14 protein-coding genes and 1 riboswitch are annotated in these 14,174 nt (G+C 62.2%); of the genes, 9 read left to right on the top strand and 5 right to left on the bottom strand.

From position 1 onward, the window contains the following. Positions 1–5: 5 nt before the first annotated feature. Together KQI17_RS01250 and KQI17_RS01245 are read left to right on the top strand one after the other, a co-directional pair. A complete protein-coding gene (locus KQI17_RS01250) occupies positions 6–1,070 on the top strand; it encodes an S-methyl-5-thioribose-1-phosphate isomerase (protein ID WP_216494394.1) in 1,065 nt (354 codons plus the stop codon). Between the two features lie 10 nt (positions 1,071–1,080). Beyond that, positions 1,081–1,683 carry a class II aldolase/adducin family protein gene (locus KQI17_RS01245; RefSeq protein WP_216494393.1) on the top strand — a complete coding sequence of 201 codons (603 nt, stop codon included), beginning with the start codon at positions 1,081–1,083 and terminating at the stop codon, positions 1,681–1,683. 120 nt (positions 1,684–1,803) lie between these two features. On the opposite strand, the gene thiT is transcribed toward KQI17_RS01245, so the two are convergent. Next, positions 1,804–2,388, bottom strand: coding sequence for an energy-coupled thiamine transporter ThiT (gene thiT / locus KQI17_RS01240; RefSeq protein WP_216494391.1), 585 nt, complete (start codon positions 2,386–2,388; stop codon positions 1,804–1,806). An 86-nt stretch (positions 2,389–2,474) separates the two neighbouring features. After that, positions 2,475–2,587: riboswitch (TPP riboswitch) on the bottom strand. Between the two features lie 123 nt (positions 2,588–2,710). Here thiT and KQI17_RS01235 point away from each other — a divergent pair. Continuing rightward, positions 2,711–3,349, top strand: a complete 639-nt coding sequence (locus tag KQI17_RS01235; RefSeq protein ID WP_216494389.1) for a thiamine diphosphokinase — start codon at positions 2,711–2,713, stop codon at positions 3,347–3,349. 101 nt (positions 3,350–3,450) lie between these two features. Next, a complete protein-coding gene (locus KQI17_RS01230; RefSeq protein WP_216494387.1) occupies positions 3,451–4,740 on the top strand; it encodes a helix-turn-helix domain-containing protein in 1,290 nt (429 codons plus the stop codon). A gap of 51 nt (positions 4,741–4,791) precedes the next feature. On the opposite strand, the gene murI is transcribed toward KQI17_RS01230, so the two are convergent. Then, entirely contained in the window at positions 4,792–5,586 is a 795-nt protein-coding gene (gene murI / locus KQI17_RS01225) for a glutamate racemase (protein WP_216494386.1), read from the bottom strand. Between the two features lie 233 nt (positions 5,587–5,819). On the opposite strand from murI, the gene KQI17_RS01220 reads away from it, so the two are divergent. Further along, positions 5,820–7,619, top strand: coding sequence for a Na/Pi cotransporter family protein (locus tag KQI17_RS01220; protein ID WP_216494384.1), 1,800 nt, complete (start codon positions 5,820–5,822; stop codon positions 7,617–7,619). Between the two features lie 52 nt (positions 7,620–7,671). Here KQI17_RS01220 and KQI17_RS01215 read toward each other — a convergent pair whose 3' ends face one another. From KQI17_RS01215 to KQI17_RS01205, 3 genes are all read right to left on the bottom strand, one after another. Then, positions 7,672–8,772: a DHHW family protein gene (locus tag KQI17_RS01215; RefSeq protein ID WP_216494383.1), complete on the bottom strand. Its 1,101-nt coding sequence runs from the start codon at positions 8,770–8,772 to the stop codon at positions 7,672–7,674. A gap of 12 nt (positions 8,773–8,784) precedes the next feature. Continuing rightward, positions 8,785–10,188, bottom strand: a complete 1,404-nt coding sequence (locus KQI17_RS01210) for an MBOAT family protein (protein ID WP_216494381.1) — start codon at positions 10,186–10,188, stop codon at positions 8,785–8,787. Between the two features lie 73 nt (positions 10,189–10,261). Next, complete coding sequence (locus tag KQI17_RS01205; RefSeq protein WP_216494379.1) at positions 10,262–10,876, bottom strand: lipoprotein; 615 nt, start codon at positions 10,874–10,876, stop codon at positions 10,262–10,264. 198 nt (positions 10,877–11,074) lie between these two features. Between KQI17_RS01205 and KQI17_RS01200 the strand changes: the two genes are divergently transcribed. The 4 genes from KQI17_RS01200 to KQI17_RS01185 are packed head-to-tail and all read left to right on the top strand — an operon-like array spanning position 11,075 to position 14,173. Continuing rightward, positions 11,075–12,058, top strand: a complete 984-nt coding sequence (locus tag KQI17_RS01200) for an XdhC family protein (RefSeq protein ID WP_216494378.1) — start codon at positions 11,075–11,077, stop codon at positions 12,056–12,058. A 12-nt stretch (positions 12,059–12,070) separates the two neighbouring features. After that, positions 12,071–12,742, top strand: coding sequence for a selenium cofactor biosynthesis protein YqeC (gene yqeC, locus KQI17_RS01195; RefSeq protein ID WP_216494376.1), 672 nt, complete (start codon positions 12,071–12,073; stop codon positions 12,740–12,742). Next, the gene (yqeB, locus tag KQI17_RS01190; protein WP_216494375.1) at positions 12,730–13,527 is read left to right on the top strand and encodes a selenium-dependent molybdenum cofactor biosynthesis protein YqeB; all 798 of its coding nucleotides are present in this window, start codon (positions 12,730–12,732) and stop codon (positions 13,525–13,527) included. Before yqeC ends, yqeB begins: the two co-directional genes overlap by 13 nt. Before the next feature lies 1 nt (position 13,528). Continuing rightward, positions 13,529–14,173: a gamma-glutamyl-gamma-aminobutyrate hydrolase family protein gene (locus KQI17_RS01185; protein WP_216494374.1), complete on the top strand. Its 645-nt coding sequence runs from the start codon at positions 13,529–13,531 to the stop codon at positions 14,171–14,173. Position 14,174: the final 1 nt, after the last annotated feature.

The raw sequence follows: 14,174 nt of genomic DNA, 5'->3' as shown, positions 1-14,174 counted from the left end.
GAACGATGCAGAGAGCGGATCACGATTTAGCCTTTATGCTGCAATATGAAAACATCGCGTGGTACGAGGATGGTAAAGTGAAAATACTTGACCGCCGCATCTATCCCGCGAGGGTCGAATTTGTCACCTGCCATACCCATCAGGAGGTTGCGCAGGCCATCACCGACATGGTGACGCAGAGCGCGGGACCGTACACCGCCGTGCCGATGGGCATGGCGCTCGCGGCGCACGAGTGCCGCGATAAGACTGCCGCGGAGCAGATGGAATATCTGCGAAAGGCGGCGCACACCATTTCCCATGCGCGGCCCACGACGGTCAAGCGCATGGCGCTTTTGTGCGACCTCTGTCTTGCCGAGGCGGAGCGTGCCCTCGCCGCGGGCGAGGACACGGCGCAGGCCATCGTGAACAAAACGGTCGAGCTGAACAACACCCGCTACGAGCGCGTGGCGAAGATCGGTAAGTACCTTGTCGATCTGTTCCCCGAGAACGGCACGGTGATGACGCATTGCTTTGCCGAGACGATCGTCGGCATGATGCTGCGCGAATGCAGCGAGAGAGGGAAGCATATCCGCCTCTTCTGCCCCGAGACGCGCCCCTATTTTCAGGGTGCGCGCCTGACCGCGACGGTCTGCCGCGACATGGGCTTTGATGTAACGGTCATCTCCGACAATATGCCGGCCTTTGTCATGCAGCGCGAGGGCGTGGACGTGTTCACCACCGCCGCTGACGCTATCTGCTGCGACGGCCATGTGGTCAACAAGGTCGGCACGTTCCAGAACGCCATCGTCGCCAAGTACATGGGCATCCCGTACTTCGTCACCGGCGCGCCCGATCAGGGGCATCCGACCGTGGACACGGTACACATCGAGATGCGCGACCCGAACTTCACCCTGCAGGCAATGGGCGTGCGCACGGCGGCGGAGGGCGTGAAGGGCTATTATCCCGCCTTCGATATCACGCCGCCGCATCTGGTCTCCGGCGTGGTGACCGATCTCGGCATCTATTCGCCCTACGATCTGCACCGCTATTTCACCGACGGGCACATCGACGAGCACAACCTTGTGGTGTGAGGAGGAGACGATGAAAACGATCACAGAGCTGCGGCAGGAGATCGTGGACCGTTCCCTGCAGGCCTTTCATGAGGGACTGTTTTCCGGCACGAGCGGGAATATGAGCTGCTATCTGCGCGAGGAAGACCTCATGCTCATCACGCCGACCTCGGTGCGCTACGACGTGATGCGCGCGGAGGATATTGTGGTCCTGCGGCTTGACGGCACGGTGGTCGAGGGACATCTGAAGCCCTCGAGCGAGTGGCGGATGCACGCGGCGGTGTATGAGGGCTGTCCCGATGTGAACGCCGTGTTCCATACCCATTCGCCCTACGCCACGGCCTTCGCCGTGAACCACCGGACCATCCCCGCCGTGCTGATTGAGGCGCTGGTGTTCCTCGGCGGCGACATCCGCTGCGCGGACTACGCGACGCCCGGCACAAAGGAGGTCGGGCTGAACGCAGTTCCGGCGCTTGAGGGACGCAGGGGCTGCACGCTCGCAAACCACGGCGTGCTCGCCGTGGGCGGCGACCTCGCGCAGGCGTATCTCAACGCCGAGTATATCGAGGATGTGGCGAAGATCTACGCCATCGCCCGCTCCGTCGGCACACCGGTGGAGTTGAAAAGTCTATAAAAAGCAGGAGAGCCGTTCCGTTTGGAACGGCTCTCCTGACAGTCTGTCGGCGGGGAGAGGGATCCCGCCCTTTTGCTTTTTTGGGGCAGCGCTGCGCAGACGCAGTTGCGCGGTGCTGCCTTAGAGCTCAGGCCCCTGATTTCTCTTTACTGCCGCGACTGTCTCCTGCGGCGCAAAATAGCGGGATAACGGGCGGTAGAGCAGCGCGGTGATGACGAGGCAGAGCACCAGGTCGATCACCATGTAGCTGCCGTTGTAGACGGCGGAATAAAGGTAGGGGTTGGTGAAGGTCGTATTAAAGACCTCGGTCGGCTCATAGATGCGGTAGATGGTCACGCCACTGATGAAGTGGACGATGAAGCGGCACACACAGCCGACGACCGTGCCGACGAAGACGCCGCCCTTCTGCTTGCGGAACAGGCAGGCTACGCCCAGCACGCCGAAGGCGAGCACATAGTCGAGCAGCATCGAGGTCGGACCCCAGGCGTAAGCGCCGTCGAAAATGAGCTGCAGAAGGCCGTAGGCGAAGGAGGCGAGGAAGCTCTCCTTGCAGCCCCAGCGGGCACAGTAGAGGAAGATCGGCAGCATACCGATGCACACGCTGCCGCCCTGCGGCAGCTCAAGGAGCTTGACATAGCTCAGCGCGGTGGCGGCGGCCACCATCAGTGCGCCCTCGGTGAGGGCGCGGGTCTTGGTTTGGGTCATGGTTTTTCTCCTGCTTTCTGAAAAGATCAACCCCAATGGTCCGATGAAAAAATGCCGCATTGCGGCGATCGCAATGCGGCATACCTCATCAATATCCTTCGCATTCCTACGCCGGCATTACCCGGATCAGGTTCGAGGGACTGGGACGGCGTTACGCCCCGATCTCAGCCGGCTTGCGCCAGCGCCCCTTGGAATTGTCGAGTTTTATTATAGGTTTTTGAACGAGTTTGTCAAGGGGCAATCTGCACAATTTTTACGGCTTGCCATCGTGCGCGGCTTACGTTACAATAAGAACCATAAACCATCCCGGGGAGGGAAAACCATGAAACGCTGCTTTATCTACGCCGCGGGCACCTTTTACGGCCTGCGGGAGCCGCCGCGCGGGGGCGATCTTCAGATCGCCGCGGACGCGGGGCTTTTGCTCTGTGAGCGCCTTGGCGTCCGACCGGACGTTGTGCTCGGAGACTTCGACTCGATGGACGTCCGTCAAGCGCCGGCGGACTGCATCCGCGTGCCGGTCGAGAAGGACGACACCGACACCATGCTTGCGCTCCGCGAGGGGCTCAAGCGCGGCTGTGACACCTTCTATCTCTACGGCGCGACGGGCGGCGCGCGGCTCGACCACACGCTCGCCAACCTCCAGTCGCTCGCCTTTCTCCTGCGCCACCGGGCGCGGGGCTATCTCTACGACCAAAATTTCGTCTACACGGTGATCGAAAACGAAACGCTCGCACTCGAGCGTGAGGTGGACTGGGGCATTGTCTCGCTCTTCAGCATGGGCGACCGCGCCGAGCACATCACACTCGAGGGGCTGCAATATCCGCTCACGGACGGGACGATCGACTGCGGCTTCCCGCTCGGCGTGAGCAACCACATCGTCGCGCCGACGGCGCGCATCACCGTGGGGCGCGGGCCGCTGCTCGTCGGCTGGGAGCTGCCGAAATTGGCCGGGAAGGAGTAAAATTCTCGCACGGCGAGAGACAGTCCCGCTCCGTTGGGTGGCATTCTCTCTGACGCGGCGGTAGAATCGAGCCATCCAAAGACCAAAAGGAGGTCGCTTTTATGGAAAAGAAAACAATGGGCAGCTTCCTCGCGGCCCTGCGCCGCGCGAGCGGCATGACGCAGAAGGAGCTGGCGGAGCGGCTGAACGTGTCGGACAAGTCCGTCTCCCGCTGGGAACGCGACGACGGTGCGCCGGATCTTGCGCTTATTCCGGTCATCGCGGAGGTGTTCGGTGTGACCTGCGACGAGCTGCTGCGCGGCGAACGTGCCGCGGCGGGGGAGGAGCAGGGCGCACAGTCCACGCCAAAGGGCGAGCAGCAGAAAAAGCACCTGCTCGCGGCGAGCCTTTCGCGCTTTCGCTCGCGCTGCTGCATCGCGCTCGCGCTTGCCGCCGCGGGCTTCCTTGTGGCGATGGCGTGCAACAGTGCCCTTGACCGCGCGCTGCTCGGCTTCTTCCTCGGCGCGGTGTTCTTTGTCGCGGCGGCCGCCGTTGAGACCGTGCAGCTCAATGCCGCGCTCCTTGCCATACACGACGAGGAGGGGGAGGATGTGGACGCCTTCCGCCGCGCGGTCGTCCGCGGCGCGGAGCGGACCTACGGGGCCGCATGGGTGCTCTTTGCCTGCACGCTGCCGCTGCTGTGGGCGTTCCACCCTGTTACAATAAACGGCTTCACCGTCAGCCGCACGGGCGTCGGGATCTCACTTGATTTTTGGCAGGCAGCGCTGGTTCTGCTTACCGCTCTTGTCACAGGCGTACTTGCTGTGCGGCTCGTCGAGCGGCGGCTGGTGAAAAAGAGTTTCCTCCCGCCGGAGGAGAAAACGGAGGCGCAGCGCAAAAACGACAGGCTCCTGCGCACCACAGCGCTCACGCTCTGCGCGGCGCTGGCGCTGAGCGCCTTTATCAACCGCGCGCTCGTCGGCTTCGGCGACACAAGGCGGCTCGCCGAGGGCGTGGAGTTCACGGACTTTGACTCGTTCAAGCGTTATATGCGAAAGCCCGTCAAGCCGACCTATGACAGCGGCGGAGGGTTTGCGCCGGATACCGCCGTTGCCGAAAGCCCGCTCTACTACGAGAATGACACGCCGATCTATCGCTCGCAGACCGAGGGCGCGACCATTGAGGACGACAACGGAAATGTGCTCTGCTACTTCATCTGGCGCAACCGCTCGGTCGTTTTGTGGCGGACAGGGCCAAAGGCAGACGGCTATCTGCCCGTCACCGTCTACACGCAGGAGGCGATGTCGCTGGCGCGGCAGAAGGCAAAGCACATCAACATGGTGTTCTATGGCGTCTATGCTGTTGAGGTCGTCGCCGCGGCGGCATACTATCTCCGCAAGCGCGAAAAGTAAAAAAGGCAAAGAGAAAGCGCAGCCGCCGGCTGCGCTTTCCTTTTGCTGTTTTCAGATGTGAACGACCTTCAGCTCGCTCGCCTCAAAGAGGCCGAGACGCTTGCCGACGTTGACGTACACCTGCGGGTCGCCGCTGGTACAGATGGTGAAGGTGCCCTTCTTCTGCGGGTTCAGGGCATTCTGCTCGGCGAGGTACGCCTTGACGGCATTCGCCTGCTCGAGCGCGGGGTTGATAAGGTGCAGCTGCGGATAGCACTCGTGGAAGTTTTCCTCCACGATGGGGTAGTGCGTGCAGCCGAGAATCAGGTCGCTGACCTTCTCGCGGGAGAGAATGTTGTCGACCTGCGTGGTGATCTCAAGATTGATGTCGTGCTGGTTGAAGTCGCCGCGGTCCACGAGCGCCGCGAGCAGGGGAGAGCCCTTGCCGACCACATGGCAGTCGGGGTTGCCCTGATGGATGAGCTCGGCATACTTGCCGGAGGCGACGGTGAATTCCGTGCCGATCAGGCCGACGCTGGAGAGCTTCTCGCGGATGACGTACTTGGCGGCCTCCTCCACGATGCTGATGATGCGGAAGTCGAAGCAGGGACGAAGACGCTCCGCCATCGTGGAGATGGTGTTGCACGCCACGGCGGTACACTTCACACCGTTGGAGCCGAGGAACTGGAGCATATGGCAGCTCAGCTCAAAGATCTGATCTGCGGTCTTGTTGCCGTAGGGGCAGTTGGCGCTGTCACCGAAGTAGATGATGTCCTCACCGGGCAGGATGCGCTGCAGCTCGCGCACGACGGTCAGTCCGCCGATGCCGCTGTCCATCACGCCGATGGGATTGGACTTGTTGAGCATGGTAAAACCTCCTCAAAATGCAGTGGCATTTTCTTCCGTTATTGTACCACAGGAAAGTCAAATTGCAAGCAGAAAGATATGGACGGAAATTATATGGGACTTTTCTGCGAAAATCCTTGCAATTCTGTAAATTTCTGCTACCATAATATTTGGTGGAGTTTGGCGCAGTATGCCATCTCTGCCACGGGAACTGTAAAATACGGATCGGGAACACACAGAAGATTGGTGACGGTATGACGATTTTTAACTTTATTTCGCTCTTCGGCGGGCTGGCGCTGTTTCTCTACGGTATGCAGCTCATGGGCGACGGATTGAAGAAGGGCTCGTCCGGTGCGCTCAAGGCGGCGATGGAGAAGGTGACGAACAATCCGCTCGTCGGCTTCCTGCTCGGCCTTGCGGTCACGGCGGTCATTCAGAGCTCGACGGCGACCATCGTGCTCACCTCGGGCCTTGTCGGCGCGGGTGTGCTGACGCTGCACCAGTCCATCGGCATCATCCTCGGTGCGAACGTCGGCACGACCATCACGGGTCAGATCATCCGACTGCTCGACCTCAACGCCGACGGCGGCGCGTGGCTCAACATCTTCAAGCCCTCCACGCTTGCGCCCCTCGCCGCCATCGCGGGCATCCTCTTCATCATGGCCATCAAGACGCCGCACAGCGACACCGTCGGCAGCATCACGATGGGCTTCGGCATCCTCTTTACCGGCCTTCTGAACATGACAGCAGCGGTCAGCCCACTGGGTGAGTCGCCCGCGTTTGCACAGATGTTCTCCGGCCTTGCCGACGCGCCGGTGCTCGGCTTTCTCGCCGGTACGGGCGTTGCCTTCCTCATTCAAAGCTCGTCGGCGACCATCGGCATCCTGCAGGCGCTCTCCATGACGGGCGCGCTGACCTTCGGCTCGGTCTATGCCATCATCATCGGCGTGAACATCGGCGACTGCGTGACCACCGCCATCGTCTGCTCCATCGGCTCGAAGGCGGACGCCAAGCGCACGGGCGTCGTCCACATCATCTTCAACCTCTGCGCCTCCGTCATCATCATCACGGCGCTGACCGTCCTGCATCATGCGGGCGCGCTCGACGGCCTGTGGGGGCAGACGATGACCTCCGGCGCCATCGCGAACGTCCACACGATCTTCCGCCTTTCCACCGCGATCCTGCTCCTGCCGGTGTGCGGGCAGTTTGAAAAGCTCTCCCGCGTCCTCGTCAAGGACGATCAGCAGATCGGCGAGAACGTCGACCACGAGCTCTCCCAGCTCGACGAAAAATTCTTTGCCTCGCCCGCGCTGGCGCTCTCCGCCGCGTCGGACGCCATCGGCGCCATGGCGCGCCTTGCGCGTACGGGCGTGATGAGCGCGCTGGACGTTCTGCATCATTTCGACCGGCATACCATCGACGTGATCGACCGCAACGAGGACCACATCGACGCATTGGCCGACAGCGTGGACAATTATCTCATCAAGCTCTCCAGCCACGTTCCGCCGGGACACGGCAACGACCTGCTGAACTACTACATCCAATGCTTCTCCGAGTTTGAGCGCATCGGCGACTATGCCGTGAACCTCACGGAGAATGCCGAGGAGCTGCGCGGCAAGGGCATTGAATTTTCCGAGACCGCGCAGCAGGAGCTGCAGGTGCTCGGCGAGGCTCTGCGCGAGATCATGGACTACGCCTACCGCAGCTTCACCGCCGTGGACGCGCAGACCGCCCGCCGCATCGAGCCGGTGGAGGAGGTCGTGGACGACATGGTGGCGACGCTCCGCACCAACCACATCCGCCGCCTGCGCGACGGGCAGTGTACGGTCTACGCGGGACTCGTGTTCCTCGATATTCTCATCAACGCCGAGCGTATCGCCGACCAGTGCTCCAACCTCGGCGTCTACACCATCTCGCAGTTCGATCCCTCGGTTATGAACAGCCATCACGAGTATATCCACCGTCTGCATCAGGGCAACGACCCGGTGTTCAACCGCGAGTATCAGGAAAAGCACGAAAAATACTTCGGAATGCTCAGCACCATCAACGACTGAGCAAAGAAAGACAGAGAAAAAAGCGCCGCGGCTGCGGCGCTTTTTTGCGTCCTTATTTCAGCGTATCGCTGTTGTTGAGCACCGGCACGCTGTAGAGGAACAGCACGTCCGCGTCGGTGAAGTCCAGCAGCTTGCCCATCTGGGAGGAGGGAAGATAGCGGATATCCGCCAGCGTGATCTTTGCGTAGCCCTCGGCGAGCAGGGGAGCAAGGGAACTGCCGAAGGAGTCGCGGAAGACGATCAGCTCGCGGTCGGTTTCGGCGTTCGGTTTTTCGATCGACAGGAGGGAGACCGAGCCGGAGAGGAACAGCTCATAGGGGTCGTTCCCCGCGCCCTTTTCCATGTCGTACACCGCGCCGGGCCTGCCGGTCTCGTAGTTGTAGACCGTGCAGTCCTCCAGCGTTTTACTCGTGAGATAGCGCAGCTCGTCGGGCTGCATGGGCAGCGCCGCGTAGCCGTAGTACACGCCGTAGTAGGGGCGGTCGAGCACCTGCTCCGTGTATTCGTCCGTGAGCGTCACGCCCATCTCACGCGCGAGGTACGCTGCCACGGCGGGCAGCCTTTCCTGCCGCCAGTGGGAGTCCGTGCGGTAGTAATCGTCCAACGTCAGCTGACCGAAGAGGTCAATATACTGCGCGAAGTCCGTCTGCTCCAGCAGGGCCTCGACGAAGGCTTCGTAGTCAATGGCGGGATAGCCGTTCGTCTCCGCGAGAAAGTAGTTCTTATCGGGGATGACGGAGAGATAGACCCTTGCGCCAACGTCCGCCATGAAATTCTCGTAGAGGTAGCGGAAGCGCTCGGCGGCGTGGTCGATGGAGCTTTCGTTCATCGGATATTCGAGCTTTGCGGCATAGCCGTCCTTGATATAAACGCCGTTGTTGTCCTTCTGCCGGTAGACGTAGAGCCGGTTGAGCGCCTTGAGCGTGCGCCACTCGTCGCGCAGAGGGAACTGGTCGAGCGCATAGCCCTCAAAGTCGGACATGAATTTGCCACTGAGCACGGCGTCCATGCGGACGGCGGGAAGCTGCTTGAGCCTGCGCCGCTCGCTGAGCGAGAGACTGTCGGCGGGCTTGAGCGCCGCCCATGCCCCGAAGCCGAAAAGAAACGCGGCAAGGAGCACGACGGTCACAATATTTTTGATGCGTTTGTTCATCCTCGCACCCCCTTAGAAGCGGAAATACAGGAACGGATTGAATGAGCCGTCCACAAGGTAGCCGGTCGAGACCGCGAGCACAGAGACGAGCACGAGCGGCTCGAGCACATCGACGACCATTGCTCCGGCTCTGGTCGAGCCAAGCCTTTCCACGGCCCGCTTTGGCAGCGGCGTCGCGCCGACGATGCCGATGAGAAACACCACGGCAAAGCTCCGGAGGTAGTACAGGCTGATCGGGTCGATCGCGCTCACGCCCGCCGCGCCGAACAGTCCGCCGATGGCCGCGGCAGCTTCGCCGACGCTGTTCGCGTCAAAGAGCACAAAGCTCACAATGACGAGCAGCAGAACGTAGATGTGCTTGAAAACGCGCGTTTTCGCAAGCGCCCTGCCGTACCAGAGCTTTTCCGCCGTCAGGAACACGGCGAAGAATAGCCCCCACAGCACAAAGTTCCACGCCGCGCCGTGCCAGAGACCGGTCAGCAGCCAGACGATCAGAATATTGCGCAGCCACATTGCTTTGCTCACGCGGTTGCCGCCGAGCGGGATATATACATAGTCGCGGAACCATGAGCCAAGGCTCATGTGCCAGCGCCGCCAGAACTCCGTGATGCTCGCGGAGATGTAGGGATAGTCGAAGTTCTCAAGATAGCGGAAGCCGAAGATGCGCCCAAGGCCGATGGCCATGTCGCTGTAGCCGGAGAAATCGAAATAGATGTTCAGCACGCAGGCGGCGGCGTAGAGCCAGTAAAAGAGCACGGAGCGGTCGCCGCTCGCCTTGAACGTCGTGATAAGCTCATAAAAGACGTTCGCCAGCAGCACCTTTTTGCCCAGCCCCAGCACGAAGCGCCGCGCGCCGGCGGCAACGTCCGCGAGGGAATGGGTGCGATGCTCCAGCTGAGAGGCAATGTCCGAGTAGCGCACGATGGGGCCGGCGATGAGCTGCGGGAACATGGCGACGTAGGCGGCAAGGTCGATAAAATTACGCTGCGCCTTCACGTCGCCGCGGTAGACGTCCGCCACATAGCTGAGGATCTGAAACGTATAAAAGCTGATGCCGATGGGCAGCGCCACGCGGAGCAGCGGAATATGCAGCCCCGTGAGCGCGTTAAAGCCGGAGAGGAAGAAGTCCGCGTACTTGCAGTAGCCCAGAAGTCCCAGACTGAACACGAGCGAGAGCGTCAGAAAGAGCCTCGCACGCCTGCGGTCCGCCTGGTATTTCTCCACCAGACGGGCAAGCACATAGCCCTGTACGATGGACGCGAGCATGAAAACAACGAATTTCGGCTCGCCCCAGGCGTAGAAGAACAGGCTTGCGAGCAGCAGCACGGTATTTTTCCAACGCATCGGAACAAGGAAATAGAGCACGAACACGCAGGGCAGGAAATAGAAAAGGAAGGGAATACTGGAAAACAGCATACGGTTGGCTCCTCATTTGAAATGGACAGCGCCCGCACCAAAGCGGTTCGGGCGCTGCTGTATTATTGCGCGCTTAGGCGACAGGCGCTTCAAGGGCGGTGTCTTCGCCGTCGGAGAACTCACCTTCGCCGATCATCTCGTCATAGGCGATGGCAGCGTCGGAATACGCCGCCTGAAGCTTATCGCGGAAGGTGTTCACCAGCTCCTCGTCACCGTAGACGGAGACGACATAATTGCCCAGCGTGGCGATGACCAGCTTGTCGGGGAAGCCGCACATCCACTGCTTGTTCTGGATGGCGTCGCGCAGGTCCTCGGCGAGCTTCGCCGCGTCGTCGCCGTTCTTCACGCGCAGCGCGCCGCAGGTGAAGGTGTTGGCGTTCATCATGTGCATGAGGGAGGCGGCGTCGTCGATGAGAGAGGCGTCCTCAGTCGGCACGGTGAGCAGGAAGTTAAGGTTGTCCGCGTTGGAGGGGTCGAACGCGCCGGGGGCATCGTCAACGCTGGTTTCATAGTCGCCGCCGGCAGCGGGGAACTTCTCGTCGTCGGTGTAGCTGTCCCAAACCTTGGTGAGCAGGGCAAGGGAGTCGGCGGGAGCGTCGGCGTTGCTCTTGCCGTCGTCCTTTTTGCCGCAGGCCATCAGCGAAACGGCCATGACAAGCGCGAGCATGAGGGAAAGTGTTCTTTTCATCGTGTTGATTCTCCTTGGAAAATGTATTTTGCCGGTCACAGAAGTGACGCCGAGACATATAGACGCAGAAAACCCAAAAAGGTTCCCATATTTTACAGGAAATTTTTTCATTTGTCAAAGGCGCTGTGAATGAGACTTGCATTGCCGGCAGATCGTTGCTATAATACCCAAAAACCATTCTTTATAAAGGATAACGCAATGAAAGAGATTTTAAACACAATGCTTTCCGCTTTGACGCGCGGCGAGGGCGTGATGCTCTGCAGCATCCTGAAGGCCGACGGCTCCTCCCCGCGCGGTGTGGGTGCACACATGGCGGTCTTTGCCGACGGCACGGCGCTCGGCACGGTCGGCGGCGGCGCGGTGGAGCGGCAGTCCATTCTCCTCGCGCGCGAGCTGCTGGAGGGGAAACGGAACGCCCTGCGGGACTTTGCGCTCCACCCCGAGGCAGCGAACAGCACGGGCATGGTCTGCGGCGGCGACGTGACGGTTTGGTTCCAGTATATTTCGCCTGAGAACGCCGCGCAGATCGGAGTGCTGCGCGTCTGGCGCGACGCGCTCGGCAGCGGCAGAAACGTATGGCTCTGCCTCGTGCTCGACGGCGAGACGCTGCGCGAATTTCGCCTCCTTACGGCGGACGAGCTGCGCCACGGCACGGAGGGCTTCTTTACCTCCCGACCCTACTGGGACGGCAGCACCTTTGTCGAGCCCATCGTCCGCGCGGGGCGCGTCTACCTCTTCGGCGCGGGCCATGTCGGCCGCGCCCTCGCCCCGGTGCTGCACTATATCGGCTTTGAGGTCACGGTGTACGATAACCGCGCGGAGCTGGCAAGCCCCACACATTTCCCCACGGCGCATGAGATCGTCGTCGGCGATTTCTGCCGTATTTTTGACAAGGTCTCGCTGACCGCCGACGACTATGCCGTGGTCATGACGCCGGGCCATCAGGCGGACTACGAGATCTTAGAGCAGGTGCTTCGCACGCCGGCGACCTACATCGGCTGCATCGGCAGCCGGAAGAAGGTCACGCTCACGCGCGAAAGGCTCGCCGCGGCGGGCTTCTCGCAGCAGGACATCGACCGCGTTCACGCGCCCATCGGTCTGCCGATCCTGGCTGAAACGCCGGAGGAAATCGCCATCAGCGTCGCGGCCGAGATGATCCGCCACCGCGCGGAGCATCTGTAAAGGAGTATTGCTATGCAGATCGCGCCATTGCTGAATATCGGTCGCGGCGTCACCGCGCTCATCGGCGGCGGCGGAAAAACGACGCTGCTCTATACGCTCACGGAGGAGCTGCGGAAAAAGGGCACGGTCCTTCTCTGCACCTCGACCCACACCATGCGCCCGACGCAGTACGAGGTGCTGGAGCGGGCGAGTGAAGCGGAGGTCTCCGCCGCGCTCAGCGCGCACGGCGCGGTCTGCGTCGGGGAGCCGTCCGCCGAGGGAAAGCTCGGAGCGCCGTCGCTCTCCTTTGACGCGCTCGCGCGGCTCGCCGACTATGTGCTCGTTGAGGCCGACGGCTCCAGGCGTCTGCCGCTCAAGGCGCACGCGCCGCATGAGCCGGTCATTCCGGCAAATGCCCAGCGCGTCGTGCTGGTCGTCGGTGCGGACGGCTTCGGCAAGCCCATCCGCGCGGTCTGCCACCGCTCGGAATTATACGCCGCGCGCTGCGGCGCTTCAGAGGAGACGGACGTCACGCCGGAGCTGGAGGCCGCGGTCCTGCTCGCCGAGGGTCTCGGCGACCGCGTTTACATCAATAAGGTCGAGACGGCGGAGGACTACGACCGCGCCGCCGCGCTCGCGAACCGGCTTACCTGTCCGGTCACGGCGGGGAGCCTGCACAAGGGGGTATATCTATGCTTGCGCTGATCCGCGGGGCTGGCGATCTCGCCACCGGCATCGCGCTGCGCCTTTGGCGCAGCGGCATCCGGGTCGTGCTGACCGATCTGGAGCGCCCGACGGCCATCCGCCGCACGGTCGCCTTCTCCGAAGCCATCGTCTACGGCGAAACGACGGTCGAGGATGTGACCGCCCGTCTGGCTGCAAACGCGGACGAGGCGCGCGCCCTGCTCGCGCAGGGCATTGTCCCTGTGCTCGCCGACCACGGCTGCGCCTGCCGTGAAGCGCTCGCGCCGGACGCGCTGGTGGACGCTATCCTTGCCAAGCGCAACCTTGGCACGAGGATCACCGACGCGCCGGTCGTCGTCGGCGTCGGCCCCGGCTTCACGGCGGGGGAGGACTGCCACGCGGTCATCGAGACCATGCGCGGCCACACGCTCGGCCGCGTCATCTACTCCGGCAGCGCTATTCCGAACACAAACGTCCCCGGGCTTATCGGCGGCTTTGCCGGCGAGCGCGTGCTCCGCGCGCCTGCGGACGGCGCGTTTCGCTCCGTGCGCAGGATCGGCGACCTTGTGAAGGCCGGCGACGTCGCGGGCTATGTGTCCGGCGAGCCGATGGTCTGCACCATCGACGGCGTGCTCCGCGGCCTGATCGCCGACGGCATCCCCGTCCGCAAGGGCATGAAGTCCGGCGACGTGGACCCGCGCGGCAATGTGGAAAATTGCTATACGGTCTCGGACAAGGCGACCGCCGTCGGCGGCGGCGTGCTCGAGGCGATCCTGCACCTGTCCGGTGCGCTTCTGGAGGACTGACATGAGAGAGCTGCTGCTCATCAACAACGAGCCGACGCCCGAAGACCGTGGTCGGATCGCCCGCGCGGGAGAGCTCGGTCTTACCGACCCGCTTTATAACATCGACGCGCTCTCTGCGAAGCTCGCTGCGTTCGGAACGGTCACCGTGCGGCACTATACACAGCTCAGGACGCTCGACTCTGCGCCGGATGCCATCTTCCTCTCCGGCTGCTTCACCGACTGGGACCGCGAGCGTCTGCACGAGACCTTTGCCGACGAGCTTGCGCTCATTCGTGAAACAACGGCCCCGCTCTTCGGCATCTGCGCGGGCCTGCAGCTCATCGGCATCGCCTTCGGCGCACCGCTCGTCTATCCGGGTGAGGGGTACGAGGAGTTTGGCTTTCTGCCGCAGACCGTCCTTGCGCAGCATCCGCTGCTCACCGGCCTGAGCGGTACGCTCCATTGCTTCGAGCACCATCGCGGCCAGCTCAGCACGGTGCCGGAGGGCTTTCGCCTGCTCGCTTCCCGGGAAAATTGCCGTGTGCAGATGCTTGCGCACGAGTCGCGGCCCATCTTCGGCGCGCAGTTCCACCCGGAGCTGCAGAATGCCGCGCACCGGGACGGACAGCGCATTTTGGAAAATTTCTTTGCCCACTATGTCAAATGAC

Source organism: Oscillibacter sp. MSJ-31, assembly GCF_018918025.1.
Classification (GTDB): domain Bacteria; phylum Bacillota; class Clostridia; order Oscillospirales; family Oscillospiraceae; genus Hominicoprocola.
This window is presented reverse-complemented; position numbering and strand designations above follow the sequence as displayed.